Source organism: Edaphocola flava (genome assembly GCF_004118155.1).
In the GTDB taxonomy this organism is placed as follows: Bacteria; Bacteroidota; Bacteroidia; order Chitinophagales; family Chitinophagaceae; genus Edaphocola; species Edaphocola flava.
Genome location: NZ_SAIQ01000002.1, coordinates 480,967 through 507,388, shown reverse-complemented (window position 1 = coordinate 507,388; position 26,422 = coordinate 480,967). Strand labels below are relative to the sequence as shown.

The following is a 26,422-nucleotide window of genomic DNA, read 5'->3' as shown; positions in this document are numbered from 1 at the left end:
TTATGGATGCAATTGTCGAAACCCAAATGATGATCCGCAGGCCGGTAGCCGAAGTATTTCGAGCATTTATCGATCCTGCTATTACTACTAAATTCTGGTTCACAAAGTCGAGCGGACCACTCGAAACCGGTAAGACCATCACCTGGGAATGGGAGATGTATAAAGTTACTACCGAAGTACAAGTACTGGATATTGTACCCGATCAGCTCATTGCTACGGTATGGGGTGACCCTGCCACAAAGGTTGATTATACCTTTACCGCAATCAATGCAGAACAGACTTATGTAGTAATTAAGAACTATGGTTTTGAACTGAGCGACAATGAATTGCTGCGCACCGTAATGGACAGCACCGGTGGCTTCACTACTGTCCTCGATGGCATGAAAGCTTACCTGGAACATGGCATCCAGCTGAATCTGATTGCAGATAAATTTCCGGGCAATATACCTTCCTGAATAAGCGTTTTACATAAAACGATGGTCCATTGAAGAAACTCAGATTCAGAAAAACATCGACAACATTCTATGCAGAACTGAAAGCAGAAGCTGAGGTCCTGCTCACAGAGCCGGTATTGCAGCGAGCCAGGCGACGGATGAAGATCAAATGCTGCTTCTACGCCCTGCTCTTCATCGGGTTGTACCTGAATGTATACAATCCGGCAGTCAGCTCAAGATCCTGGCTGCTGATCCTGAACTATACTGCGCTGGGGCTTTCCGGCATCCTGCTGGCCTTTAACTGTGCTCATGACTGCGTACACAATACCTTTTCTTCCCGCAAGGGTACCAACAAATTATTGTTTTACCTGGTCTTTAATGCACAGGGCGTCAATGCAAGCCTGTGGCGTAAGCGGCATATCGCATCTCATCATATCTTCCCCAATGTAGATGGCTGTGATGCTGATATAGATGACAATCCATTTATCCGTCTTTCTGCCAGTCAGCCATTGCGTAAAGCCAAGCGATATCAGCACTGGTACGCCACCCTGCTGTATAGCCTGTATACCCTGCACTGGATATTGGTCAAAGACTTTATCTATCTACGCAAAAAACAACTGGCCAACCTGGGCGAACAGCGGTATTCCGCAGCTTTTATTGCAGAGTTGATCTTATTAAAAGCAGTATACTTTTTCTATATGATCGTCCTGCCTGTCTGGATGGGCGGCATCCCGTTTGCTACAGTATTGACGGCATTCCTGGTCATGCATATATGCATTTCATTATTCTTTGTACTCACCCTCATTATCTCTCACCTGAGTATGGAAACGGTATTTCCTGTTGCAGATGAACAGGGTTTACTACCCTATGATTACTACGAACACCAACTGGCGGTATCATTAGACTATCATCCCTGCAATCCGCTGGCCAACTGGATCTTCGGTGGGTTCAACTCTCATACGGCACATCACCTTTTTCCTCATCTGCCACATACGGTATACAATTACTTAAGTCCCAGTATCAAAAAACTATCGGCAGTGCATGGCCTGCCCTATCATGAACTGAGTATTCCCAAAGCCATTGCCTCGCATTACCGCTATCTTAAGCATTTGTCCCGACCCTGATAAAGATGGTTAATTGTATATTTGTATCTATCATCAATACCGCACATCATGAATCCGGATATACAAGCCTACAATAATGCACTGAGCAGCGAGGACGCCGCCATCGGTAACCTGCTCGCACAGGAAATAGATAAGCATTTGCCCGAGGCTGAAAATAAGATATGGCATGCCCATCCGGTATGGTTTCTCGATGGCAATCCTGTAGCGGGTTACAGCAAATTAAAGAACTGTATGCGCCTGCTCTTCTGGAGCGGACAATCATTTGATGAGCCGGCATTGCAAAATGAAGGCACCTTTAAAGCCGCAGAGATGCGCTACACCGATGTTGCGCAGGTAAATGCCGAAGAGCTTAAACGATGGCTTGAAAAAGCCCGCGATATACAATGGGACTATAAAAACCTGATCAAACGCAAAGGGAAACTGGAGCGTTTGAAGTAAACGAAGCAAAAAATATTTAGGCAGGGCATGTGCTTGACACACATGCCCTGCTTTTATTTTAAACACCATGTCTGTATATAGTAACGCCCGGTAACCCTGCCGGGCTTTTTCATGCCTATACATTCCATAAACATACTCCTCTTTCAATTCAATTCCATGGGGAATAATCGTCAACCTTTTCGGGGATAATCACCCGTAGCGCAGCTCCGGTACAGTACTAGCTTTGTATCAGAAAAGACACAGAGTCATTAAGCCCTTTCTTAAATGAGATTCAGATGATGTTCCGAGCGCACAATAATATCCGTTTCCTGCCCAGTGGCAGCGCATCATATGCCGTTCGATGGGCATTGCTGGAACAGGCCCGATCAAGCATACACCTGGTAACCTTCTCTTTTATGAAAGACGAGACGACCAAAAAACTCTTTGCACTACTGAAACAGAAAGCACAGGCAGGTGTTAAGGTGCGCATCATTTATGATGAGATCGTAAACCGCACCACCTTTATCATTCCGCTGATCAAGGATCTGCATCAGTACGGCATTGAGACCTACGGGTATAATTCCCTTAAGGATAACTGGAATATCAATTTCAAAAAAGGGCATCCCTTCAAACAACTAATGTTGAATGTAAAGCTGAAACTAAAACAACACTTCCATGAAAAGTACTTTATCGTGGACAACAAGCACCTTGTGATCGGGGGCATCAACTGGGGCGATAAGTATGCCTATGGCGGCATTCAGCCCAAAGCCTGGAGAGATACCGATGTATATATTACAGGAGAAGTCGTACAGGATGTACAGGACCAGTTCCTCAGTGATTTTGAGATGCAGAAAACCTGGCAGATCCTGAAACATACCAAGATACAGTATGCAGCATTCGCTCATCAGTACCAGACCATATATAAGGACATCTCATTACGGCGTCATCAGTATCCAGAATGTTTTGACCCTATACCCTTGCTGCACCCGGAACAAAGAAGCATCCCAATCGCATACATGGCACATAAACCTTATGATGAAAACGAACTGAAACTAACCAATTACCTGCTGGAAAAGATTAAGGCTGCACAAAAAAGAATTTACTGGGGTTGCCACGGTATAAGACCGCCACGCATTTTCGCAGAATATTTTAAAGACGCTGTAGACAGAGGTGTAGAGATCAAATTAATTACTAATTCGAAGAAATCGTCCCGGACCCTGATGGTCAACGGACTCATGGGCTGGATGTACTGGGAGTGTACCAAGCATTATAAATACCTGCTCGAACACGGCATTGAAATTTATGAATGGCAGAAACCCGGTGCCTTCCATTCCAAAAACCTCATCATTGATGATGATTTTGTATCCATAGGTTCGTTCAATATTGCCAACGGATCCTCCTTTCATCATTCAGAAAGCAATATAGTGATACAGGATCAGGCGTTCTGCCAGGAAGTATATGAGCAGTTCCTGACCGACCTTAAAGATTGCAAACAAATAGACCCGAATACGTTTAACTATCCTAAAGTGAATGCCTTTGACCGCATCCTTCATGAGCGCAATAAAATGATCAGACCGGACCTGCTTACACCCTCTATCCGACAAGACCTCGCCGAAGGAAAATTCAAAGACTTTCCGCTATATGAATTTATTGATATCAGTTAATCCCCAAAATCCAAGATCATGTTTTCCTCCATACGCAACGGTTTCCTGAAATTTTTCGGTGATATAAAGGTGTTTAAGTTTCCGTTCTTCATGCTCTATGATCCGGGCAGTTATAAAGTAAAAGGCCATGAGATCAGGAAAGTGATCGATAGCCTGCAGCCCGGCGACATTATGATACGCGGTTACAGCAATTACTTAGACGGCTTTTTCATTCCCGGATTTTTCAGTCACGCAGGTTTATACCTGGGAGAGACCAATAAAAAAGATCTGCTGCTACCTGAAGTACTGGAAAGTAAATTCTACGAAGGCCGGCAGGTGGTCATTCACTCTATGGCTGAAGGGGTATTTATGGAAGATGCCATCACTTTTTGCAAATGCGATTACCTGGTTATACTCCGGCGCAGTGCCGATACAGAACCGGATGCTGACTTTGCAGCTGACTTCAAAAATGTATACCAGAAAGCATTGAAAAACCTGGGTAAAGGCTACGATTTCAAATTCGACTTTTCCAATATCGGTAACCTCTCCTGTACGGAACTGGTCTACGTCTGCAATGACGATTTCCTCTCCCGCTACGAGGTGAAACTAAAACCACGACGTGTCCTCTTTCGCAAGCGTAACCTTCTGATCCCGGACGATTTTATCACTAAAGCGTTTCAGGTTGTTTTCGCATCGCAATCTGTAGGCGCAGAAAGAATTCAAAAAATAATCAACAAAAACACTGTATGCAATGGCTAAAAAAATCACGAACCGAAGTATCACGCCCGCCAAAGGCCTGGATGGTACTGCCGGTACAGGCAAGGACCGCCCTGTAAAAGCACCTTATGCCGAAACATTATCTAAACTCGCACCCCATATCAAAATGCATATGGAAGAGTTGTTCAGCAACGAGGAGCAAATCCTCAAACAACTGAGAGATCCTAAGCAGATGAACCTGCTGATGAAAGATCCGGTTCAGTTTTTCGGCAAATCAAAAATTGAGATCAGCCCTCTGCTCAAAAAAAGAATGGCAGCCTTCAACCTTGAAGAGCAATTTGCCGCTCAGGGCTTTGTTCTGCCCAATGGACAGATCATGAATCCCAATATTAAAATAACCATTAAAGATAAATAATCATGGCAGGCACACAAACTCACGGCTTCGATATGGTTATCGAGATCAGTACGCTAACCATACAAAATTTACTGTCTGCAACCTTCGATAATGATGGCTTATTAGGCAGTCTGCTACCCGCTACCATCGGGAGCCTGGACGGATTCGGATTATCCGTTGACTTCAACCGCCCTGCCGGCATTCCGGCCAGCGCAGTTAATCCGGTTCGCCTTTTATTTAATTTAAACTTCAGCAGTGGCAACTCCGGCACACTGGAAGTTGTGGTCGGCATGGACGTAGACCGCACAGACAGCGATTTTGATAAAGTCATTCTCGACTTCATCAATAAAATATACCGCTGCACCCTTAGTGTTTCAGGAATACCGACTGCGATTACTACTGTTGCTGCAACATTTATCCAGGATAAGCTGAACAATAATAACATTCCGCTGATCCCGATCCCGGTCAACAGAACCAGTACCAGCACCACTTCTATTACGAGAGCAGATGTCAAAGTAATCGATGACAGTACGGCTACGAATAATGATGCTATCGGTATTATGCTGACCTACGGCGGCGGTGCAGCAGGCAATATTAATGATTTCACCTCGGCCTTCGCCCGCGAGGGTGCAGGAGCGGCAGTAGCCATTAATTTCGACTGGATCTGCAGGAACATCAGTCCACGCATAGAAAGTGGCATTGGCCTTCCGGCGGGCTCTTTCTCCGGTTGTACGTTCAATGGCAACTTCGAAATCCGCGATGGGGTAAGGCTTACCAATCTGTCCGTAAGGCCGGCAGATGATCATATCGTACTCTCCGGACGCGTCGCCAAAAGTGGCTTCTGTTATGAGGCCAGTGGCTCGTTCACAGCAAGAATACGGGTAGCTATTGTAGGCGGAGAGCTGCGTGTCAGCTTTGAAACCGACAACCCGGATATAGATCTTGACATCCCATGGTATTGCTGGATTGGCGCTGCTGTACTTGGTGCCCTGCTGGGCGGTATAATATTCGGTGTAACCGGAACCATTGTCGGTGCGATCATCGTACCGTTACTGCTCTGGATCGCACAATCTGTAATCGAGTCTACCATTGAAAACATTACCGGGCAGGTAACGGATTCGATCAATGGCATTGATGATATCAGTATACAGCTGGTGGGTATTGACACCATACTGGATCAGGCCTTTATTGATGACCTTACAGTCACCTACGATATGTCGCCCAGAGAGTATTGGCCGGTTAAGTCGGAGGGTGTACTGACGATACGCAGCGGTCAATATTTCGACCTGGATAACGGCATCATTAAAAATGAGCAATTCGGAGGTGCAGACCTGCGCCTGGAGGGCTGGGAACAGAGCCGGAACCTGAAGGTATTGTGCGGTAGTGCTATAGCAACTTTGGCCAATGGCAAACCGTTCTCCTCCATGAGGCACTTCGATCTGCTGATGCTCACATATGGCATAACCGGTAATCTGCCATTACCCTACTTCGCCAATTATGTGCCCATACCGTTTATTTCAGATCAGTATTTCGAAACAGGACGCATTACGGCTATTAGAACATCCGACAATGCATTGGGCCTCTTCGTAGTCGTCAATGTAACGAGGGATGAGTTTATCATCCGGTATAAAACCTATAAATCTGATATCTATACGATCGACTTCAGCGGCAACTTCAGTTGCAAACCGTTCCGTTTCTTTGATGAACACATCAAACTGGAAGAAGTCAGCTATATAGATGCCCGTAACATCAACTATAAAATGCAGGAAAGGCTAACTGCTATTGCAACACAAGCGCAGAAAAGCGTTGCTCATGTAATGCGCGCTGCTGTACCAGCGGGTACAACGGTACACAAAATGGAGCGCCTGCCGGTAATGGTAGATGACAATATCCTGAAAGCGCAGATTATGCAGGTAAATAAACCCGCAGGTAACTGGATAGGGCGTTATATTACCGTACGGGATAAAAAAACAGCCAACTTTACCGCCAGAATAAATGGCAACCTGCAGGTAACAACATATACCTGGGTGGTTGATGGGCATGCGCTTGGGCAGCAGGCCAGTGGTGTAGTTAAAGTCAAAAACGAAGATTTTGAATATACAACCAATGGCAAAACCCTGACCCTGGGCTCTAAATCAGCTGCAGAACTGGATGTTCCGATCAAATTGATGGTGACTTTTGACAATGGCATTGCAGACTCGATCATTAAATGTATACCGTACAAAAACACCTGTGTCAGAACCCAGAGAATAGTTCCTTCTATAGGTGAGTACCTGGCCAAATTCGACAAAGAGTATGGAATTGTGAGGATCTAAAAGGATATTATTCCTATATACAGCAACAGCCCGGTAAGATTACCGGGCTGTTTTTACACTAAAATAATACCAAACTTATGGCATCAACACTTGGTCAATCACATGGATTACCCCATTAGACTGATTTACATCGGCAATAGTTACTTTCGCATCGTTGCCTTTATGGTCTCTAACATACAAGTCTTTTCCTTTAGTCCAGAAAGTCAGTTCCTCTCCCTGTACTGTTTTCATGCTCGCTTTACCACCACCTTTCTTTACCGCATCCCAGATCATTTTTGCATTGAAACGACCAGGCAATACATGGTAAGTTAAAATGGTTGTAAGCTGAGCTTTATTTTCTGGTTTCACCAGCGTTTCTACTGTACCTTTAGGCAGTTTGTCAAATGCTGCATTGGTTGGTGCCAGTACGGTAAATGGTCCTGCAGATGATAAAGTTTCTACCAGTCCGGCAGCTTTTACTGCTGCAACCAGTGTTGTATGGTCTTTAGAATTAACAGCATTCTCTACAATATTTTTAGAAGGGTACATTGGTGCGCCTCCTACCATTACGGTTTTTTCTTTAGCCATTTTCTGTGCCTGTACAGCTGTACCGAATGTGCAGCTCATCGCCAGCATACCTAATGCAATAATTTTTGTGCTTGTTTTCATGTTTTTACATTTAATGAGATGAATGTTATTATTTGATTGTTTGATGTTATCTACGAGAAACAGAAAGACCCGGTTTTTATTTGCAAAAAATTATTTCTGATCCGGTTCAAATTCCAGGCTTACCGAGTTCATGCAAAACCGTTTGCCTGTAGGTGCAGGACCATCATCAAATACATGGCCCAGGTGTGCATCGCAACGGCCACAGAGTACTTCTGTACGGGTCATGTTATAAGAATAGTCATCCTTATACTGTACGCTGTTGGGGCGTAGTGTTTCAAAGAAAGAAGGCCAGCCGCAGGTAGTCGAAAATTTTGAGGTAGAGCGGAACAGTGGATTACCGCAAGCGGCACAGTAATACGTGCCTTTCACATCAAACTCGTAATACTTCCCTGTAAAGGCCATTTCAGTCTCTCCCTCCCGGGACACGGCATATAACTCCGGACTCAATACTTTTTTCCACTCTGCATTGCTCACCTTTAAGTGTGTGGTATCGGTACGGGAATAATACGGATTATGCAGCGGGGTATTCTGTGCCGTACTGTTACAGGCATACAGGCCCGTAAGGCCGGCTATCAGCGTCATACAGATTATTTTAGCGATTTGTTTTTTCATTGCTGATGTAATTTATTTGTGTTCATCTACGAAAAGATTTTGCCAATGGTTTCAAAAAAACTTTGTCAGTCTGTTAATTTTTATATTTTTGCCATACACACCGAACCAGGCGCTATTGAATCCGACCGTTAAACTCTCCGAAGAAGAACTGATCTCTTTATTGAAAAATAAAGATGAGAAGGCGTTTAATTATCTGTATGATAATTATTCGGGAGCAATCTATGGCCTTATTTTAAAAGTAGTGTTCGCTTCTGAATATGCCGAAGAGGTAATACAGGACGTGTTTCTGAAAATCTGGAAGAATATAGACCAGTACGATGCATCCAAGGGTCGCCTGTATACCTGGATGATCAACATTGCCCGGAATACGGCACTGGACTTTCTGAAGTCAAAAGGCTATCAGAATGAACAGAAAAACCAATCTCTCCACAATTTCGTACATAAGGATGATCCACCCATACTAGCCGGTCAGGTAGATGAAACGGGGATCAAACGAAGTGACCAGATCGGCATGAAAAATATTATATACAGCATGAAGAAAGAGTGGCAGGAGTTGATAGAGCTGGCATACTTCCAGGGATACACCCAGACAGAAATTGCAGAGAAGCTCAACATCCCGATTGGTACCGTGAAAACCCGAACGCGGAACGCATTAACTGAATTAAGAAAATTATTAAAAGACTACGAGTAAATTGGATATCCAGGCTTACATATCATCAGGTATTATAGAGGCATATGTCATGGGACTCGCTACAGAAGAAGAAATTCAGATTCTGCAGTGTGTACAGAAGCATAATGCTGAAGTAAGACAGGCTGTACTCGATGCGCAGTTAAGCCTTGAGGGGCTGGCTACGCAAGAGGCTGTGCCTCCGCCTGCGCACCTGAAAGCAGCAATCTGGTCCAAAATACAGGCAGAAGAAGCATCTTCTTCAAAAGAAGAAAGCATCGCTTCTGCCCCGGCAAGTTCTGGTAATACCACTGCATTTATACCTGCTACTCCGCAAGTAACAACTGGAGGAGCGAAACAGAATATCTTCCGTACTCTTGCCATGGCTGCATCGCTGCTGTTACTGGTAAGTATTGCAGGCCTTGCATACCTGGTCCGCGAGCAGAACAGTATGAAAACGCAGCTGGCAGCTGTACAGCAAAAGCAACAGTATACTGCACTTGCCTATAATCAACTGCAACGAAAATGGGACATGAGCAGCAATCCGGAAATGAAAACGGTAATGCTGAAAGGCGTGGAAAAACACCCGGGTATGAAAGCTATGGTTTATGTAGACAATAAAACTAAGCAGACGTACCTGAGTCTGGAGAACCTACCAAAAGCACCGGAAAATATGCAATACCAGTTGTGGGCCATTGTTGATGGCAAACCGGTAGATGCCGGTATGTATGACCAGCAATCTGGCGACATGGTGCAGAAAATGTATGTTATCGAGCATGCGCAGGCATTTGCCATTACTCTGGAACATGCAGGGGGCAGCCCTACTCCGACTATGGAGAATATGTATGTAATGGGCGAAATCTAACACAATATTTGATTTTATTTAAACAATACCCGGCCTTTGCGCCGGGTATTGTCGTATGAGCGCTTTGGGCAATAGCCATATGCAAAATGCAACCGGGTTGCAGGGCAGATCATGTATCTTTGTATACACAGTAAAAGCTAAGTTTATGAACGCCGGACAGAATGATGAACGTAACGTGCAGATCCTGCTGAACAAAGAGATTCAGCCTACAGCCATGCGCCTGCTGACCCTGGAATATTTGCTGGAGCAGCAGGCTGCGGTATCGCTTGCTGATATTGAAATGCACTTTCACAAAGCAGACCGCATAACCCTGTACCGCACCCTGAAAACATTTGAACAGAAGGGAGTGATCCATAGCATACAGGAACAACAGGTAACCAAATACCTGCTTTGCGATGAGTCTTGCGCAACCGGTATACATCATGATGATCACCTGCATTTTTTCTGTACCAAATGCAGAAACACTACCTGCCTGCACCAGGTAGACCTTTCTGTAATGGCACTCCCACCGGGCTTTTCTGTGGTACAATGGCGCTTCTCCGCTTCCGGCATCTGTGACCGTTGCGCCGGAACAATGCAATAATATTGCACACCCTGATGAGTACCTTTGTACAGAACAACAATAAAGAACAAGCATTATGACCCAACATAGCGAACCATCATGCAATTGCCACGATGATACTCCGGTCCTGAATACCCATGAAGGACATGACCATAGTAACAGCACACAAACCTTCCGCTTCTTTCTTCCGGCAATCTTATCATTCATCATACTGTGCCTTGGCATTGTAATGGATAACTGGTGGCCACAGGCATGGTTCTTCGGACCGGTAAGACTGCTGTGGTATATTGCAGCATATATTCCGGTGGGCATTCCGGTGCTGCGGGATGCCTTAAAAAGCATTCGTAAAGGAGATGTATTCTCAGAGTTTTTGCTGATGGCCATAGCCACCATAGGGGCATTCAGTATTGGCGAATACCCGGAGGGCGTTGCAGTGATGCTGTTTTACTCAATAGGAGAAGTATTTCAGGGCATGGCCGTACGCCGTGCTAAAGCCAATATCAAATCACTGCTGGATCAGCGACCAGATGAAGTAACTATTGTGGTGAATAATGAATACAGTACCATCAAAGCAAACCAGGCACAGATCGATCAGGTGATCCGTTTAAAGCCCGGAGAGCAGCTGGCGCTAGATGGCATACTCTTGTCCGACACGGCATCCTTTAATACTGCTGCACTGACCGGAGAGAGCAAACCAGATACCAAAACTAAAGGGGAGACTGTACTGGCCGGGATGATCAATCTCACCAGTGTATCGCTAGTGCGCATTAAAACTGACTATGCCGACAGTAAACTCAGCAAAATACTGGAACTGGTACAGAACGCAACGGCACAGAAAGCACCGACAGAGTTATTCATCCGCAAATTTGCCCGCGTATATACACCCATCGTAGTGTTGCTGGCGGCACTAATATGTTTGTTGCCCATGCTGTTTATGGAGCACTACAATTTCCAGCAGTGGCTATACCGTGCGCTGGTGTTCCTGGTGATCTCCTGTCCCTGTGCGCTGGTCATTTCTATCCCGCTTGGCTATTTCGGGGGCATCGGTGCGGCCAGTAAGCGCGGCATACTCTTCAAGGGCAGTAACTTCCTCGACCTTATGGCCAATATTGACCATGTGGTGATGGACAAAACCGGCACACTTACCGAAGGTGTCTTTGAAGTGCAGGATGTTGTATTTGCTCCCGGTACTGATACAACCCGCATATTACAACTGATCAATGCCCTGGAACAGAACAGTACACATCCGGTTGCAACGGCCATTCACCAGTATGTAGGGAACAGCTCAGCAAATATCAACCTAACCGATATTACGGAAATACCCGGAAAGGGATTAAGTGCCTTACACGATGGTAAAGCCTTACTGGTAGGCAATTTCAAACTACTCGACCATTTTAACATCCGCTACGACACAGACACCTCTGCTATTGTATATACGACTATTGCGGTAGCCTATGAGGATCAGTATATCGGCTACCTGACGATTGCCGATAAAATCAAAGAAGATGCGGCAAAGGCCATCCGGCAATTGCATCAGCTGGGTGTACAGACCACTATGCTCAGCGGAGATAAAAGTACCGTGGTGCAGTATGTAGCCCAAACACTTAATATTGAGCATGCTTACGGAGACTTACTTCCTGAAGACAAGGTAAATAAGGTGAAAGCGTTAAAGACACCACAGAAGCGTATTGCCTTTGTGGGCGACGGGGTAAATGATGCACCAGTAGTGGCTTTAAGTGATGTGGGTATTGCTATGGGTGGGCTGGGCAGTGATGCCACTATCGAAACAGCAGATGTGGTGATCCAGGACGATCAGCCATCCAAAATACCAATGGCCATACGCATCGGGAAAGCTACCAGAAAGATTGTGTGGCAGAATATAGGTCTTGCATTCGGGGTAAAAGCTGTTGTGCTGATCCTGGGTGCCGGCGGCCTGGCTACGATGTGGGAGGCGGTGTTTGCCGATGTGGGTGTGGCCCTGCTGGCCATTGTAAATGCCATACGTATACAGCATAAGCAGTTTTAGCGATCTTATATCCTCGAAGGAAAATATTAATTTTGCAAAGAACCATAGGATAGTTTTAGGGATATGAGTACAGAAAGACCAGGCTTCCGCCAGGAGCTGCGCAAAGAGATCAGGGCATTCTTCCATTTGAACAAGAGTAATCGTGTCTGGCACATTCCGGTACTGGCGGCCCTATCGGTAGGTATACCCCTGATCATTGGTTTGTGTACCGGTAATCTGAAGAACAGCCTGGTGTCCAGTATGGGTGGATTGGTGATCCTGTACTATGCTCCTTCCCTGCCCCTGGCCAATCGCATGATTACCCTGCTGACCTGCGCATTCGGCTTTATGCTCTCCTATACTATTGGTTTATTTTTCAGTTTCAATCCTTATGTTTCGGCGGTGGTATTTGGCCTCTGGGCGATGGCTGCACACTGGATTGTGTCCTTCTTTAAAACGAAACCTCCCGGAAATTTTTTCTTTATTATGATGGCCTCAATGGCCAGCTGCCAGCCTTTTGACCTTTCGCTAATACCACAGAAAATAGGCTTGCTGGGCCTGGGCTCTATGCTCGCCTGCCTGCTGGGCCTGACATATGGCCTGCTGATGCTGCGCAAACAGGCTCCGGCATCAGCACAAAATATATCCGTTACGATAAGAAACAATCAATACACTTCCCTTGTAGAATCCGGCATTATGGGCCTGTTCATGTTCGCAGCACTGCTGACGGGCCATTTACTCGCCTTTAAAAATCCGTACTGGATACCTATTTCCTGTCTGGCAGTGATGCAGGGTGTATCTCGCGTACACATCTGGCGCCGTGCAGTACATCGCGTTATCGGTACATTGGTAGGACTGGGTTTATGCTGGCTGGCACTGTCGATCAGCAAAACTCCGCTCAGTATCTGCATCAGCATTATTGTACTGCAATTTGTAGTAGAACTGTTGATCGGCCGCCATTATGCACTGGCGGTAATCTTTATTACCCCTATGACGATCTTACTGGCAGAGGCAGCCAATCCATTGGTACAGGATCCCAATCACCTGCTGAGTGCGCGCATTACTGATATACTGGTCGGTAGCCTGATCGGTGCTATTGGTGGCTGGTTTATCTATCATGAAAAAATACGCCAGGGAGCCGTACGCCAGATTCGCAAGACAAGGATATTTATCCATAGAAGACAGGTATAGTCCCCGCAAATCCACTATCCTCAAGCATTCCAGGCTATAGAAAAATCATTAACAAAACGATTACACCATTTTCGTGTTAATGATTTTTTTGTTTGTTCAAAACACATATATCTTTGTGGTACAAATCACAACACGGTGAACACACTCAAGCCCATTCTGTTTATTACGGCTTTCATACTGCACAAGTTTAACACCTCTCCTCCGAAAGTGTAAACATCCCTTTATTCAATATTTATGGAGTACTAATAGCCATTCTTGTGTCTATTTCACGCTCCTGCCCTGAAGCATATGCTTCGGGAATGACCTTTTATTTTCCATACTAAAAACAATCATAATTATGTTTTCATTTTTACTTGCGCATAAAGCGCTGAGCATTATTCTCATTTTACTTCTGATCTGTGCAGTGTTGCACAAATTTATTTTACGCGTCCTGCTGGGCATGGTCATAGTGCCCGAGAACAGGATCGGTATGGTCACTAAAAAATTCGTACTCTTCGGTGCATCCAAATCACTACCAGATGGCCGCATCATTGCCACGAAAGGCGAGGCGGGCTTCCAGGCCAAAACGCTTGCTCCCGGCCTGTATTGGGGCATGTGGATATGGCAGTACAGTATAGATATGCAACCTTTTATCGTGATACCCGAAGGTAAGATCGGGCTGGTATTGTCTAAAGATGGTGCAGAAATCCCTACAGGACGCATTCTGGCCCGTAAGATCCCCTGCGATAATTTTCAGGATGCGGAGAAGTTCCTGCAGAATGGCGGACAGCGTGGCCGTCAGACTGAATTTATCACTGCCGGTTCATACCGTATCAATACTTATCTTTTTGAAATCACGGTTACTGATCAGATTGCCATCAGCGAAAACCGTGTAGGGATCATTACTACGTTGGACGGTGATCCGCTGCCTTCGGGACAGATCGCCGGACGGCATGTAGATGGCCACAATAACTTTCAGGATATAGACACCTTCCTGGGTCAGGGTGGTAACCGTGGTCTGCAGCCGCAGGTCATTCTTGCCGGTTCTTACTACATCAACCCATGGGCAGTACAGATCGAAGAAAGGGTGATGACAGAAGTACCCATTGGCCATGTAGGTGTCGTGATCAGCTATATAGGTGAGGATGGCAAGGATGTAACCGGTGAGCATTTCAGACATGGCAATATTGTGCAGAAAGGATTCCGTGGGGTATGGCTTGAACCACTGGGTCCGGGTAAGTACCCGATCAATGTATATACGATGAAGGTAGAACTGGTACCAACAACCAACCTGGTACTGAACTGGGCCAATGCCCGCAGTGAGGCACATGCACTGGATAAAAACCTGTCTACGATTACCGTTCGTTCCAAAGACGGTTTCCCATTCAACCTGGATGTGGCACAGATCATACACGTTCCGGCCAATGAGGCTCCAAAAGTAATTGCCCGTTTCGGTAGCATGAACAACCTGGTATCTCAGGTACTGGAACCGACCATTGGTAACTATTTCCGTAACTCGGCACAGGATAGTGATGTGATCAACTTCCTTACCTCCCGTAAAGAAAGACAGGATGCGGCTAAAAACCATATCAGACAGGTGCTGGATGAATATAACGTAAATGCGGTGGATACCCTGATCGGGGATATCGTACCTCCGGAGGCGCTGATGAAAACCCTGACCGACCGTAAGATTGCGGAAGAGGAGCAAAAGACCTACCAGACACAGAGAATGGCACAGGAGCAACGCCAGGGGGTAGAAAAAGAAACAGCCATTGCCGATATGCAGAAAGAGATTGTAAAAGCACAGCAAAGTGTAGAAATCTCTCAACGTACTGCCGATGCGACCGTTAAAAAAGCGGAGGGTGATGCAACCAGTATGAAGCTGCAGGTAGACGCGGAAGCACAGGCGACCAAAATGAGGGCGCAGGCCGAAGCTGAGGCTACTAAAGCCCGTGCAGGTGCGCAGGCCGAGGCGACCAAACTGAATGCCAGTGCGGAAGCAGAACGCATTGCCAAAACCGGTAATGCCGAGGCAGAGAAAATTCTTGCGATTGGTAAATCTACCGCTGAGGCCTATGAACTGCAGGTTAAAGCGATGGGTGGCGATAACTTTACCCGTTATAAAATCACGGAAGAGATTGGTAAAAACCAGATCAAAGTGATTCCGGAAGTGCTGATCGGCGGTAACGGCGGCAATGACGGCCCTATGAGTGGTTTGCTGGGACTGAAGCTGATGGAGATGATGGACAGTGATCGCACGATCAATAAGCCTAAGGAAGATACTACAGTAAATCCATAAACAGGATACAAATCCTGTTTATACATATAAAGCGCTGCCCGAAAAGGCAGCGCTTTATTGATTTTATAGTACATTTGAGGGTACTCTAATCTTGTTTCATGCAACCTGCGGCATTACTGGATCTCCTTATTCAAAACGGCATTGCCATGCAACAGCAAGTTTATGCCCGTAATGCCTATTTATGTCATGCGGGAACAATGGCTACAGACATTTATTATATCGAAGAAGGATCGGTACAGGTTTATGTTACGGACCAGGACGAAGAGCAGATCATCCGCTTTGGATATGCAGGTAATATTATCGTAGCCCTGGACGCTTTTCTAACCGGACAGCCGACCTCTTTTTATATGCAGGCAATCAAAAAAACGAAAGTGCATATCATCCGGAAGGAAGCGTTTATGCAATGGGTCTATTCAGACATTGCCTATACACAATTATGGGCCAGGCTGATGGAGGATCTGGTGGTACAGCAGATGGAACGGGAGATAGACCTGCTTACTACGGCGCCTAAAACCCGCTATGAAAGAGTACTGGCACGCAGTCCGCAATTATTTCAGCAGATCCCGAACAAATATATTGCCTCTTACCTGCGCATGAGCCCGGAAACCCTCTCCCGGCTTAAAAAGTCTTGATCTCAATCAATAATCATACGTAACTGGTTCCTGATCTTTGCATAAAGAAACTATTTTATGAAGATACAGACACACTTACTGATTGCAAATCTGAAACAGATTCTGGAGGAGCAGCAACAACAGGCGAGCACGCTGCTGGATTTACCGGAGGCGGTGCTGAACTGGCGTGCCACAGCGGAAAGCTGGAGTGTACTGGAATGCCTGCAACACCTGAATCTCTACGGCCATTTCTACATTCCGGAGATCGGCAATGCTATAGCTAAAAGCCGGTATGCAGCAACCACAACTTTCCGTAGTGGATGGCTGGGCAATTATTTTGCCAACAGTATGCTGCCCAAGGCTAAACTGAATAAGATGAAAACATTTACGGCTATGAATCCGATCCATAGCACATTAGACAAAACGGTTATTAAGGAATATATCCGTCAGCAGGAGCAATTACTGAACCTGCTGACCAAAGCAGAAAAGGTAGACCTTGCCAAAACAAAGACCGGTATCAGCATCAGCAAACTCATCAGGTTAAGACTGGGCGATACGTTCCGCTTCTTACTCAACCATGAGATACGCCATATGCAGCAGGCGATGCGATGCCTGCAACAGCAACAGTAGGTTTACTGATCTTTTTTGTAGATATGTTTTGTCTCCACGATGCGCTTACCGGTAAGCTTGCGTATGAGGTTGCGCAGCTTACGGTCCAGTGCCAGTAATATTTTCTTCACAGGCTCTTCAGGACGGCCATAGAAGCTGGTTACATGAAAGTAGTTTCCGCCTTCCAGTGAGTGCGGAGAGAAATAATAATTGGATACACAGCAACGGCTAGCCTCAGCAGTTACCTTGCTTACCGAATGAATAGAGGTTTTGTTGGTGATCATGAGTGCCAGGCGGTTAAATGCCGAGACTATAGTTCGCTGTTGCTGTTCGGTACCATGATCCCACAATTCGAGATTACCACCGTTTTCCAGGCTCCAGTCCGGCGATACATAATACAACAGGTTCAGTACCCGGTACAGGCTGCGATCATTGTCATGTGAGTTATCCAGATGCGGATTCAGGAAATTTCCTTTGGTCATCAGGCTGATGCCTCCGGCATACAGATGCTCATCGGGACGCATATCCGGGATACCGGTTATAGCCTCTACAATACGCACTACCCGCTCATCCTGGAAGGCATATATAATCTCTTCCAGCAATGGATTATACAGGTTCATCTGTGCCGCCACCTTTTTATATTCTCTTATAGACCGATGCTCCCCCATCTGTTCCGGGGTTGGAAACGCCTTGTAAATCTGCAAGGCAATCTCTTCCGGCAGCAAATTATCAATAGTGCAGGAATGAATTTTATCTGTCGCTTTGAAATGTTGCTCCAACTGGTCCTTTTCCTGTTCTAAACGTTTCAGGATCATATCGGCAAGCTGTACTCGGGTATATGGGCTGGTCATAAGATTTATTGGCTGATCATTATCTTGGCACTCAAAAGTACGTTTATTCCTTCAAATATATTGTCCGTTCTGATGGCCGGTTTTCGAAAAAAAACAGCATTCGGTATCAAGGAAATACGGGCAACATTGCATTTACTTGTAATGCTCCAGGTTGCTTTTAGTAGAGAATTGTTCCAGGCCCTCAAAAACTTTATATTCCTGGGTACTGTCCAGATTGAAATAACGTTTGTTTAAAAACGTATTCGGCAATACATTAAAACAGGCATGAAAGGAGTCTGCAATCGGCCTGATCTGAAAGTTTTTATCTACGATTTTAAAAGTAACCAGAGGGTCATACTGCTTCACGCCTGACAAAAGCATGCTTTCTGTGGGCGTACCCCAGGTCATTACAAAATCTTTATTTGCCGTCTTTTCATCTGCTACAATCAGTGCCTTATTGATGCCCTGTTCATGCAGTTTTGTGGTAATAGCATCCAGGTTTTCGAAACGGTGATGATAAAACTGGTAGGCATCGAAAATATAAAACAATCTGATGGCTACAATTACAGCAAAGATGCCCAGCACCAGCTTCTTGTTCCGGAGCACCTCAAAAATCTGCAGGACAAAGGGTGTGGCGAGGATAATGGCCAGAGGTGCCCATTCATTTTCATAATAAAAGAGCATATTGCGGTCATAAGCATCAGGATAAACCACACAAACCAGCACGAAATAGGCAAGGCCAAACAGCAATACCAGACCCAGCTGAATAAACTTTTTGTCTTTAATCAGCAATACAAACCCTGCCAATAAAATGGGAATGATAACCCAGTAATTATGCAGGAGCAATTTGGCAAATGTGATGGCATGCCCGGATGTAAACGCATTGAAAAGGCTGTGCACACTCATATCATGAACATGTGACAGTTTCATAGAATCATACCATCCCGAATTACTGATCTGGTATCGCATGAATCCCAATCCCAGTAATACCACAGAATAAATCCAGAATTTCTTGTCCTTCCATAATGCCTTTAAAGGACTATTATCAACATTAAGGTACAACCATAAAAATGCAAATGGGAACAACATGATCATGTGGCATATCAATCCGAGAAAGGCAAAACTGCATAAGAGCACATGACTAAACCAACGATGCGGCTTCTGCTGATTGAAATACAGGGCAAAAAACAGGAACATCCACGTAATACCCTGAAAAATCTCCCCTACCGTACAGAAATAACCATCGCTGATAAACAAAATCAGGTATAGACATAATAAAATCGCAAATTGCTTTTGCTTCCATCGTAGCCCAATGAGGAGAACCGCTGCAATATAAAACAGATAAAATCCTACTGAAAAAATCATCAGTATAGATTTTAGTGACATGCCCAGATAACTTGCACCCAAAACACCTATCTGTGTAATAAAAGCACCTAATCTGAACTCTGTAAAAAAGAAGGTCTTCTTGCTCAGGATATTTAAAATAAAGAAACTGGAATCAACAAACATTGTTCTCTCCTTATATGCCACAAGCGACAACAGTGTTAACAGCAGCAAAGAGATCAAAGAAATATTGTAGGCTATACCTATATTCTTGAGTTTATCATTCATTCCACGAAAATATTAAGGAGTTGTGATAAAAGCAGGATAATTAATGGGATTTATTTCAATATCATTGTCACAGCCGGAAAATGCATATAAGAAGTATTCATGCTCATTGTATCCATCATACCACGATTACATAATGCCCCATTACACATTAAACATATTTTAAAAGTATAATACTATAACATTGATTATAAAGCACTTTATACAAGTGTCCTGTTATGGAACTATGGAATAATTGTTAAGAGTATATATAAATTTTATAATGGTCGATTATAGTCGTACCTTTGCGACCTCAAAATTTTCACAAACAAAATGATTAATGTAAATAACCTCTCCCTTCGTTATGGGAAACGTGTGCTATTCGAAGATGTAAACCTTAAGTTTACGGAAGGAAACTGCTATGGTATCATTGGTGCAAACGGAGCGGGCAAATCTACGTTCATAAAAATTTTGTCCGGAGAAATAGACCCAACAGGAGGAAAGGTAGATATCTCTAAAGGTATGCGTATGAGCGTACTGAAGCAGGATCACCATAAATATAATGAAACGCAGGTACTGGAAACCGTAATTATGGGTAATACAGAACTGTACAGTGTGATGAAGGAAAAGGATGCCATCTATGCTAAAGAAGACTTTACTGAAGAAGATGGTCTCCGTGCCGGCGAACTGGAAGGTATTTTTGCGGAAATGGACGGCTGGAATGCTGAAAGTGATGCTGCTACCCTGTTAAGCAACCTGGGTGTAAGCGAAAGCAAGCACTATGCTAATGTTCAGGACCTGGATGGTAATGAAAAAGTAAGGGTATTATTAGCACAAGCCCTGTTCGGTAACCCGGACATCCTGCTGCTCGATGAGCCTACGAATGACCTGGATCTGCAAACAATCGGCTGGCTGGAAAACTTCCTGGCTGATTATGACAAGATCGTACTGGTTGTATCGCATGACCGTCACTTCCTGGATACCGTATGTACACACGTTGCGGATATCGACTTCGGCAAGATCACTATCTTTACCGGTAACTACTCGTTCTGGTATGAATCAAGCCAGTTATTGTTAAAACAACGTACTGATCAGAATAAGAAAGCGGAAGATAAGATTGCTGAATTGAAAGAGTTCATTGCCCGTTTCTCGGCCAATGCCTCTAAATCTAAACAAGCAACCAGCCGTAAGAAAGCCCTGGACAAGATCAAACTGGAAGATATGACGGCATCTACCCGTAAATATCCAGCTATCCTGTTCAACAACCAGGTGCGTGAAGCCGGTGATCAGATCCTGGAAGTAAAAGGTCTGAGCAAAACATTGAATGGTGAAGTGCTGTTCAAAGATGTGAACTTCGATATGAAGCGTGGTCAGAAACTGTCTGTATTATCAGAAAACTCTCTGGCAACAACTGCATTCTACAAAATCCTGAGCGGAGAAGATACTGATTTCGAAGGCGAATTCAAATGGGGTGTAACCATTACTCCTGCTTACCTGCCTGGTGACAATACTCCATATTTTGAAGGTGTTGACCTGAACCTGGTAGACTGGTTACGTCAATACTCAGAAGAGAAGGACGAAACATTTATCCGTGGCTTCCTGGGACGCATGCTGTTCAGTGGTGAAGAAACACAGAAGAAATGTAATGTACTGTCCGGAGGAGAAAAAGTACGTTGTATGCTGAGCCGTATGATGATGCAGAAAGGTAACTTGTTGATGTTTGATGAGCCGACCAACCACTTGGACCTGGAGTCTATCACTGCATTGAATAATGGTATGAACGACTTCAGAGGTACGGTTATCTTCACTTCACGTGACCATGAACTGACCCAGACTGTTGCAGATCGTATCATTGAGATTTCTCCAAATGGTATGCTGGATAAAGACATGACCTTTGATGAGTACATCAGCGATGAGCGTGTTGCTGCACAAAGAGAAGAATTACACAAGGTAAATGCTTAAGCGCAGTTACGAACATAAAGAGAAGGGCTTTGCAAAATGCAAAGCCCTTCTCTATTATAATACAATATGACTGTCCGATATACACAATCCTTTTGTTCGTCCTTTTGTCTGGCAACAAAAGGACCAAAAATGCCTTTGTTTTCATCAAGGCGATTGCAAAGCACTGCCATTTTGTACCGTTGCGTGCATTGATCGTTTGAGCTTAACGTGTGATCCGTTCGTTGCTCAACGATCGCATCTCCACTCCAAAATGGCTATCGCTGTGATGAAAACAATAAGCGATCCGTACCATACAGATCGCTCAAAAAGGCATTATAAATTCTGCATTAAGAAAATCACTTTCCCTCTTCCTTATAACTCCCCTCTTCTACTTGTTGCTGAAAACGTTTGATCGTTTCTTCAAATCGTGTATTCATCTCCTCATCCGTAATCTTTCCTTCTTTGAAGTTCTCATGAAACTTAGGCAGGGAAAAGGTCTCCAGCACATATGCTGCGAACTGCGGAAAGAATGTTTTTGCGGTATTCATTACATTACCCCCACCGTATCCGCCCGGAGAAGTGCTCATCAGCAGCATGGGCTTATGCTGAAACAGCTTAACCTCTATACGGCTGCACCAGTCATATAGATTTTTAAACGCGGCACTGTAACTGCGGTTGTGCTCTGCCAGCGAACAAACAATCAGGTCTGCATCACCAATTTCTTTTAAAAAACGGTGTGCTTGCTCCGGATAACCCTGTTCCTTTTCTTTATCGACAGAAAAGAGTGGCATTTCAAAATCGTTCAGGTCCAGCAGGTTGATTTCATATGCTGACTCCGGAAAAAAGCGCAAGGCATATTCCGTAAGTTGTTTATTGATCGAGTGCCGGCTGCTGCTTCCGGCGAAAGCGGTGATTTTCTTTTTCATATCTGTGTATCTGTTTTATAAATCAAAAGAGTACGTCCTTTATTTCCGGGGTCTTATCGAAAACACTTTTTGCAAATGGGCAAAGCGGCATGATCTTCAGGTGCTCCTGGCGGGCATATTCCACCGCAGCCATGAGCATTTTATTCCCTACACCCTGACCTTTGAATCCAGGATCAACCTCTGTATGATCGATAATAAACTTGCCTGGTCCGGCATGAGTATAGGTCATCTCTCCCGCCTGGCGACCATCTTCTGCTACTGCCCTGAAACTGCCTTTGCTCTCATTGTGTATGTGTAATATATCCATAATTTTCTGTCTGTTAGATTGTTAAGTTAATGAATCCAAAGGTAAAGTCCTAATGTAAACTGAATATTGATCTATGATAAGATCGGTCAATTTATCCCGAAATGACTAAAATATAATGTACAGGTTCTTCCTTTAATCGTCTTCAGCTATTATTTTCACACCACTGTTAATTAACACTCATCCTTTATGAACAAACTACAACATTCTATGAGGGCGATGCTCTGCACCCTCCTCTGCCTGCTCTCCTTTTATGGCAGCCAGGCCCGACACAACACAGCGCTCGCTATTGCTGCTACAGTAGGCTCAGCCATCAACCTTACGGATATTGAAAAACCGGCCGTGGCGCCATTCTTTAAGAATGCCGATGCGTTTGCCGCTACCTTTGACCGTAACGGTGCACTGAACGCTGAGCAACGCCAGGCGGCTTTTGACCTGTACAACCAGCAAATGTGGAACGAGCTGGAAGCGCTCTTTAAAGCCAACAGCTGGAATGGTGGCTGGCCTCCGGCTAACGGTGGCTACAACATTGTAGACGATGTACCGCTTAAAGCCGGAATGAAATTTGACCGTTACAGCGCTGCAGTAGGTAATTATGCCGGAACGGGTACACCTACCCTTGGTGGCAGCTTTACCAGTCCGCTGATCAACGGACAGAGCTATACATTTACCCAAAGAGCGCTGAACCAGCCAGAAAATACATACGATTTCTATTATGAGATTGAAGTGCTGAAAGATCTGCCATTTAAAGGACAGACCGCAGATATCATTCCCTGGTTCGGACAAGCCGGCAATGGTAAACAAACTATGTGGAAGATACCGGTAGACCCGGCCAGTGGCTATCCAAAAACATGGAACCAGCTGGCTAAGGAGGGATATATAAAAGTAATTATAAAGCAATCTCCCAGCGGGAAATATCCTAATATTGCAGGAACCATAATTCCATAAGTTATGTACAGAATAGACCATACCATACGCCTGCTGAAAGCGGCTGCAGTGGATAAAAAGGAATTCCGCAACGAAGAAACAAGGCCATCTGCCTGGACGCAGTTTCACTGTACCCAATGCGGAGAAGCCAATCCATTGTTGATTACGCCTTACGAAAGCGGATTCCCGATTTTAAGTCTTTATGACGGCACTATGCCCAGGCTGAAGCAAGAGGAACTGCTGGAACATAAGGCCCTGCAACATACCCATCAGAGCATGCTGCATGTAGGCGCACTGACCGTACGCGACCTGCCTACCTTATATTTCGGTACCGATTGCCATAAATGCAACACGCCACATATATGTATATTCGGTTACGGCGAGCAACAGCCGGGACTCGAAATACTGGAGGTATCGGGTGTATGGCAATATGCCATAAGATAAATGAACTGCTATTATACTAAATGGGCGCGTTGATCAACGCGCCCATTTAGTATATTTTGTATTAACTGACTATCCGCATATAGTCAACTATTTTCTTCGTCCTTTTGTCCGGCAACAAAAGGACCAATAATGCCAGACTTTGTTTCCTGTAAGCGGAGACTCAGTTTGTATTATTTCAGTAAAGTCAGTTCTCCAGAGAATGATCGAACATCGTTATTGAGTAGTCTTACCTTAATCGTATAATAATATACACCCTGTTCCTGCAATACTCCTTTACTACTGCCATCCCAGCCTGCATTTACATTGGATGTACTATACAATATCTGCCCCCAGCGGTTATATACATTAAACTCCAGGAAGGTATACGCACGATCAATACTTAATTGTGGCATGAATACATCATTACGGCCATCGCCATTTGGTGTAAAAGCATTGGGCAGTATAATTTTCGGATCATAAGGTCTTACCTGTATCGGGATCGTAACAGAATCAGCACAATTATGTCTGCCTACAGCCGCAACCAGGACATTTACCATGCCTGGCACAAGGGCTTTAAAGTTGTTGCTATATGCCGTCTGATCCGCAAATAAAGCAGCGGGCTGCCATTTGGAGATCTCATAAGATTGTCCGGTGACACTGCTGGTATTGATATACACAAACTCACCTTCGTAAGGGTTGGTTACTGTTGCAACAGCATCCAGATCGAAGTTTACAATATCAATATTGATATGGCGAATGATACTGTCGCAGCCATGTACTGTACGAATAGTATCCTGTACATATACACTCCTGGTATACACAACCCCATTAAGCGTAAGGCGTTTACAGGCAAAGGTATCAATGCTGATTATGGTAGGATTTTGAGGATATACTTTAATAGTAGCAATGTTATATACACTATCACAGCCCAGGTGGGATAAAAGCGTATCGCTAACAACTGTATCAGCATAATAATACTGTCCTTTATAACGCAGGCTGCCACAGCCTTCCAGCTGCTCATTCACCGTAACCGGATTGACCGGAACGACGGTAAGGTTGAGGGTAATGATACTGTCACAACCGACCGCATTCGTCAGGGTATCTTTTGCTGTATGATTAGCAGTAGTATACTGCTGCCCGTTGAACAGGTAGCTGCTACCCTCACATATGGAAACGGAATGCGTGCCATAGGTAACTTGCTTTATAACTACCGTTTTGGTTACAGGAACTGCACATTGGCCCGGAGCCGGGGTGAAGGTATAAGTTGTCGTAGTAGCATTATTCCAGGTGGGTGACCAGCTACCGGTAATATTATTCGTAGAGCTGGTTGGCAATGGGCTTGCGATAACACCACTACACAAAGGAGCGATAGGATCAAAAAGCGGTATATTGGTTGTACCGCCATTACTTACGGTAACTACCGCAGCCGGACTGTAGCAATTATTGGCCGGATCATAATAAAAGGCATAATACGTGCCCGCTGTAGCAGCAGCCGGTGTAGCGTATGGTGTACCGGTATGAGTATCATTAGTAAACCATTGTAAGACAATACCAGCAGGGCGTGTACTGGTTATCAGGCTACTGATATTGGCCGTTGTATCCGGACATATAATTGTAAGTGTGCTACTGCTTAATGTGGGCGCTCCGCCTGATGTCGGGCAAATGGCTGACATTTTATGAATGAATGCCCCATATCCCCAGGTCATATCATTCAGATTATACACCGGAGTATCCGGATCAAAATCAATTATAGAATAATATATACCGCTTGTATAAACATTTGTACTGGTATCCAATGCAATACCACCAACTACTTCATGACCATTACCCCCAAAAGTTTTTATCCATTCCAGGATTCCGGAAGCATTCAATTTATGTACAAATATATCTGATGTTCCGCTCCCGCTCGCAGCATCATGAGCAGCCACAAGGTGTACTCCTGCACCAGGATCAAAATCGACCGTCTCTTTAAAAAGTCCGGTTGAATATATACTTCCTGCAGAATCAATATCCAGATCAGTAAGGCCATCATCTCTTTGTCCACCCATTTCTTTAGCCCAAAGAAAATTACCCAGTGCATCCAGTTTAGTAATATGAAAATCCGGCTGCAATGCCGTAAAAATACTTGTGGTTGCTGTAAGATTATAAATACCGAATCCGGGATCAAAGTCTGTAGTACCAGAAAAATGGCCACCCACTACTACATTGCCCTGGGCATCTCCTTTAACAGATGATCCCACTGTGGTATGATAGGTCCCAGTCTGTCCGCCCATGCTCCTGGCCCATATAAAATTACCAGCAGTATCCCATTTCGCGACGTACATATTTGTGCATGTATAGGCTGCAGCCAGATTATATACTCCTGGTCCCGGATCAAAATCTTTGATTCCGG

25 protein-coding genes are annotated in these 26,422 nt (G+C 44.8%); 18 read left to right on the top strand and 7 right to left on the bottom strand.

Annotated features, from left to right (window positions below; genetic code table 11):
• Positions 1 to 2: 2 nt before the first annotated feature.
• The 7 genes from EMP01_RS08485 (at position 3) to EMP01_RS08455 (ending at position 7,044) form a co-directional block, all read left to right on the top strand.
• A complete protein-coding gene (locus tag EMP01_RS08485; protein ID WP_129021076.1) occupies positions 3 to 455 on the top strand; it encodes an SRPBCC family protein in 453 nt (150 codons plus the stop codon).
• 29 nt (positions 456 to 484) lie between these two features.
• Positions 485 to 1,558: a fatty acid desaturase family protein gene (locus EMP01_RS08480; RefSeq protein ID WP_129021075.1), complete on the top strand. Its 1,074-nt coding sequence runs from the start codon at positions 485 to 487 to the stop codon at positions 1,556 to 1,558.
• Between the two features lie 48 nt (positions 1,559 to 1,606).
• Complete coding sequence (locus tag EMP01_RS08475) at positions 1,607 to 1,996, top strand: DUF1801 domain-containing protein (protein WP_129021074.1); 390 nt, start codon at positions 1,607 to 1,609, stop codon at positions 1,994 to 1,996.
• Positions 1,997 to 2,271: 275 nt separating this feature from the next.
• The gene (locus EMP01_RS08470; protein WP_129021073.1) at positions 2,272 to 3,639 is read left to right on the top strand and encodes a phospholipase D-like domain-containing protein; all 1,368 of its coding nucleotides are present in this window, start codon (positions 2,272 to 2,274) and stop codon (positions 3,637 to 3,639) included.
• Between the two features lie 18 nt (positions 3,640 to 3,657).
• Positions 3,658 to 4,377 (top strand): YiiX/YebB-like N1pC/P60 family cysteine hydrolase, encoded by a 720-nt coding sequence (locus tag EMP01_RS08465; protein WP_129021072.1) that lies wholly within the window; start codon positions 3,658 to 3,660, stop codon positions 4,375 to 4,377.
• Positions 4,370 to 4,750 carry a hypothetical protein gene (locus tag EMP01_RS08460; protein ID WP_129021071.1) on the top strand — a complete coding sequence of 127 codons (381 nt, stop codon included), beginning with the start codon at positions 4,370 to 4,372 and terminating at the stop codon, positions 4,748 to 4,750. Before EMP01_RS08465 ends, EMP01_RS08460 begins: the two co-directional genes overlap by 8 nt.
• A gap of 2 nt (positions 4,751 to 4,752) precedes the next feature.
• Complete coding sequence (locus EMP01_RS08455) at positions 4,753 to 7,044, top strand: hypothetical protein (RefSeq protein WP_129021070.1); 2,292 nt, start codon at positions 4,753 to 4,755, stop codon at positions 7,042 to 7,044.
• A 75-nt stretch (positions 7,045 to 7,119) separates the two neighbouring features.
• Here EMP01_RS08455 and EMP01_RS08450 read toward each other — a convergent pair whose 3' ends face one another.
• Positions 7,120 to 7,692 carry a fasciclin domain-containing protein gene (locus tag EMP01_RS08450; RefSeq protein WP_129021069.1) on the bottom strand — a complete coding sequence of 191 codons (573 nt, stop codon included), beginning with the start codon at positions 7,690 to 7,692 and terminating at the stop codon, positions 7,120 to 7,122.
• Positions 7,693 to 7,782: 90 nt separating this feature from the next.
• Positions 7,783 to 8,304, bottom strand: coding sequence for a peptide-methionine (R)-S-oxide reductase MsrB (msrB, locus tag EMP01_RS08445; protein ID WP_129021068.1), 522 nt, complete (start codon positions 8,302 to 8,304; stop codon positions 7,783 to 7,785).
• Positions 8,305 to 8,392: 88 nt separating this feature from the next.
• Here msrB and EMP01_RS08440 point away from each other — a divergent pair, with 88 nt between their 5' ends.
• The 8 genes from EMP01_RS08440 (at position 8,393) to EMP01_RS08405 (ending at position 17,113) form a co-directional block, all read left to right on the top strand.
• Positions 8,393 to 8,995, top strand: coding sequence for an RNA polymerase sigma factor (locus tag EMP01_RS08440; protein WP_237559504.1), 603 nt, complete (start codon positions 8,393 to 8,395; stop codon positions 8,993 to 8,995).
• A 49-nt stretch (positions 8,996 to 9,044) separates the two neighbouring features.
• A complete protein-coding gene (locus EMP01_RS08435) occupies positions 9,045 to 9,836 on the top strand; it encodes an anti-sigma factor (protein ID WP_202616028.1) in 792 nt (263 codons plus the stop codon).
• A 145-nt stretch (positions 9,837 to 9,981) separates the two neighbouring features.
• A complete protein-coding gene (locus EMP01_RS08430) occupies positions 9,982 to 10,419 on the top strand; it encodes a Fur family transcriptional regulator (RefSeq protein WP_202616027.1) in 438 nt (145 codons plus the stop codon).
• A gap of 55 nt (positions 10,420 to 10,474) precedes the next feature.
• A complete protein-coding gene (locus tag EMP01_RS08425; RefSeq protein WP_129021066.1) occupies positions 10,475 to 12,424 on the top strand; it encodes a heavy metal translocating P-type ATPase in 1,950 nt (649 codons plus the stop codon).
• Positions 12,425 to 12,487: 63 nt separating this feature from the next.
• Positions 12,488 to 13,594 carry an FUSC family protein gene (locus EMP01_RS08420; RefSeq protein WP_129021065.1) on the top strand — a complete coding sequence of 369 codons (1,107 nt, stop codon included), beginning with the start codon at positions 12,488 to 12,490 and terminating at the stop codon, positions 13,592 to 13,594.
• 337 nt (positions 13,595 to 13,931) lie between these two features.
• Positions 13,932 to 15,872 (top strand): SPFH domain-containing protein, encoded by a 1,941-nt coding sequence (locus tag EMP01_RS08415; RefSeq protein WP_129021064.1) that lies wholly within the window; start codon positions 13,932 to 13,934, stop codon positions 15,870 to 15,872.
• Positions 15,873 to 15,970: 98 nt separating this feature from the next.
• Positions 15,971 to 16,504 carry a Crp/Fnr family transcriptional regulator gene (locus EMP01_RS08410; RefSeq protein ID WP_129021063.1) on the top strand — a complete coding sequence of 178 codons (534 nt, stop codon included), beginning with the start codon at positions 15,971 to 15,973 and terminating at the stop codon, positions 16,502 to 16,504.
• A gap of 57 nt (positions 16,505 to 16,561) precedes the next feature.
• Entirely contained in the window at positions 16,562 to 17,113 is a 552-nt protein-coding gene (locus EMP01_RS08405; protein WP_129021062.1) for a DinB family protein, read from the top strand.
• A gap of 2 nt (positions 17,114 to 17,115) precedes the next feature.
• Here the strand turns inward: EMP01_RS08405 and EMP01_RS08400 are convergent, their stop codons facing one another.
• Entirely contained in the window at positions 17,116 to 17,943 is an 828-nt protein-coding gene (locus tag EMP01_RS08400) for a 2OG-Fe(II) oxygenase (RefSeq protein WP_129021061.1), read from the bottom strand.
• Between the two features lie 132 nt (positions 17,944 to 18,075).
• Entirely contained in the window at positions 18,076 to 19,533 is a 1,458-nt protein-coding gene (locus EMP01_RS08395) for a hypothetical protein (protein WP_129021060.1), read from the bottom strand.
• Between the two features lie 309 nt (positions 19,534 to 19,842).
• Between EMP01_RS08395 and EMP01_RS08390 the strand changes: the two genes are divergently transcribed.
• Positions 19,843 to 21,471 (top strand): ABC-F family ATP-binding cassette domain-containing protein, encoded by a 1,629-nt coding sequence (locus tag EMP01_RS08390; protein ID WP_129021059.1) that lies wholly within the window; start codon positions 19,843 to 19,845, stop codon positions 21,469 to 21,471.
• A gap of 335 nt (positions 21,472 to 21,806) precedes the next feature.
• Here the strand turns inward: EMP01_RS08390 and EMP01_RS08385 are convergent, their stop codons facing one another.
• Together EMP01_RS08385 and EMP01_RS08380 are read right to left on the bottom strand one after the other, a co-directional pair.
• Positions 21,807 to 22,376, bottom strand: coding sequence for an NADPH-dependent FMN reductase (locus EMP01_RS08385; protein ID WP_129021058.1), 570 nt, complete (start codon positions 22,374 to 22,376; stop codon positions 21,807 to 21,809).
• 22 nt (positions 22,377 to 22,398) lie between these two features.
• Positions 22,399 to 22,683: a GNAT family N-acetyltransferase gene (locus EMP01_RS08380; protein ID WP_129021057.1), complete on the bottom strand. Its 285-nt coding sequence runs from the start codon at positions 22,681 to 22,683 to the stop codon at positions 22,399 to 22,401.
• A 186-nt stretch (positions 22,684 to 22,869) separates the two neighbouring features.
• Here EMP01_RS08380 and EMP01_RS08375 point away from each other — a divergent pair, with 186 nt between their 5' ends.
• Both EMP01_RS08375 and EMP01_RS08370 read left to right on the top strand, forming a co-directional pair.
• Complete coding sequence (locus EMP01_RS08375; protein ID WP_202616026.1) at positions 22,870 to 23,628, top strand: glycohydrolase toxin TNT-related protein; 759 nt, start codon at positions 22,870 to 22,872, stop codon at positions 23,626 to 23,628.
• A gap of 3 nt (positions 23,629 to 23,631) precedes the next feature.
• Positions 23,632 to 24,051: a hypothetical protein gene (locus EMP01_RS08370; RefSeq protein ID WP_129021056.1), complete on the top strand. Its 420-nt coding sequence runs from the start codon at positions 23,632 to 23,634 to the stop codon at positions 24,049 to 24,051.
• A gap of 170 nt (positions 24,052 to 24,221) precedes the next feature.
• Here the strand turns inward: EMP01_RS08370 and EMP01_RS08365 are convergent, their stop codons facing one another.
• Complete coding sequence (locus tag EMP01_RS08365; protein ID WP_161971271.1) at positions 24,222 to 26,354, bottom strand: gliding motility-associated C-terminal domain-containing protein; 2,133 nt, start codon at positions 26,352 to 26,354, stop codon at positions 24,222 to 24,224.
• Positions 26,355 to 26,422 lie beyond the last annotated feature (68 nt).

Excerpts from the sequence above, each read along its gene's own strand:
- EMP01_RS08485 (WP_129021076.1), top strand. The coding sequence starts at position 3 with ATGGATGCAATTGTCGAAACCCAAATGATGATCCGCAGGCCGGTAGCC.
- EMP01_RS08475 (WP_129021074.1), top strand. The coding sequence starts at position 1,607 with ATGAATCCGGATATACAAGCCTACAATAATGCACTGAGCAGCGAGGAC.
- EMP01_RS08470 (WP_129021073.1), top strand. The coding sequence starts at position 2,272 with ATGATGTTCCGAGCGCACAATAATATCCGTTTCCTGCCCAGTGGCAGC.
- EMP01_RS08465 (WP_129021072.1), top strand. The coding sequence starts at position 3,658 with ATGTTTTCCTCCATACGCAACGGTTTCCTGAAATTTTTCGGTGATATA.
- EMP01_RS08460 (WP_129021071.1), top strand. The coding sequence starts at position 4,370 with ATGGCTAAAAAAATCACGAACCGAAGTATCACGCCCGCCAAAGGCCTG.
- EMP01_RS08455 (WP_129021070.1), top strand. The coding sequence starts at position 4,753 with ATGGCAGGCACACAAACTCACGGCTTCGATATGGTTATCGAGATCAGT.
- EMP01_RS08450 (WP_129021069.1), bottom strand. The coding sequence starts at position 7,692 with ATGAAAACAAGCACAAAAATTATTGCATTAGGTATGCTGGCGATGAGC.
- msrB (WP_129021068.1), bottom strand. The coding sequence starts at position 8,304 with ATGAAAAAACAAATCGCTAAAATAATCTGTATGACGCTGATAGCCGGC.
- EMP01_RS08435 (WP_202616028.1), top strand. The coding sequence starts at position 9,045 with ATGGGACTCGCTACAGAAGAAGAAATTCAGATTCTGCAGTGTGTACAG.
- EMP01_RS08430 (WP_202616027.1), top strand. The coding sequence starts at position 9,982 with ATGAACGCCGGACAGAATGATGAACGTAACGTGCAGATCCTGCTGAAC.
- EMP01_RS08425 (WP_129021066.1), top strand. The coding sequence starts at position 10,475 with ATGACCCAACATAGCGAACCATCATGCAATTGCCACGATGATACTCCG.
- EMP01_RS08420 (WP_129021065.1), top strand. The coding sequence starts at position 12,488 with ATGAGTACAGAAAGACCAGGCTTCCGCCAGGAGCTGCGCAAAGAGATC.
- EMP01_RS08415 (WP_129021064.1), top strand. The coding sequence starts at position 13,932 with ATGTTTTCATTTTTACTTGCGCATAAAGCGCTGAGCATTATTCTCATT.
- EMP01_RS08410 (WP_129021063.1), top strand. The coding sequence starts at position 15,971 with ATGCAACCTGCGGCATTACTGGATCTCCTTATTCAAAACGGCATTGCC.
- EMP01_RS08405 (WP_129021062.1), top strand. The coding sequence starts at position 16,562 with ATGAAGATACAGACACACTTACTGATTGCAAATCTGAAACAGATTCTG.
- EMP01_RS08400 (WP_129021061.1), bottom strand. The coding sequence starts at position 17,943 with ATGACCAGCCCATATACCCGAGTACAGCTTGCCGATATGATCCTGAAA.
- EMP01_RS08395 (WP_129021060.1), bottom strand. The coding sequence starts at position 19,533 with ATGAATGATAAACTCAAGAATATAGGTATAGCCTACAATATTTCTTTG.
- EMP01_RS08390 (WP_129021059.1), top strand. The coding sequence starts at position 19,843 with ATGATTAATGTAAATAACCTCTCCCTTCGTTATGGGAAACGTGTGCTA.
- EMP01_RS08385 (WP_129021058.1), bottom strand. The coding sequence starts at position 22,376 with ATGAAAAAGAAAATCACCGCTTTCGCCGGAAGCAGCAGCCGGCACTCG.
- EMP01_RS08380 (WP_129021057.1), bottom strand. The coding sequence starts at position 22,683 with ATGGATATATTACACATACACAATGAGAGCAAAGGCAGTTTCAGGGCA.
- EMP01_RS08375 (WP_202616026.1), top strand. The coding sequence starts at position 22,870 with ATGAACAAACTACAACATTCTATGAGGGCGATGCTCTGCACCCTCCTC.
- EMP01_RS08370 (WP_129021056.1), top strand. The coding sequence starts at position 23,632 with ATGTACAGAATAGACCATACCATACGCCTGCTGAAAGCGGCTGCAGTG.
- EMP01_RS08365 (WP_161971271.1), bottom strand. The coding sequence starts at position 26,354 with ATGTACGTCGCGAAATGGGATACTGCTGGTAATTTTATATGGGCCAGG.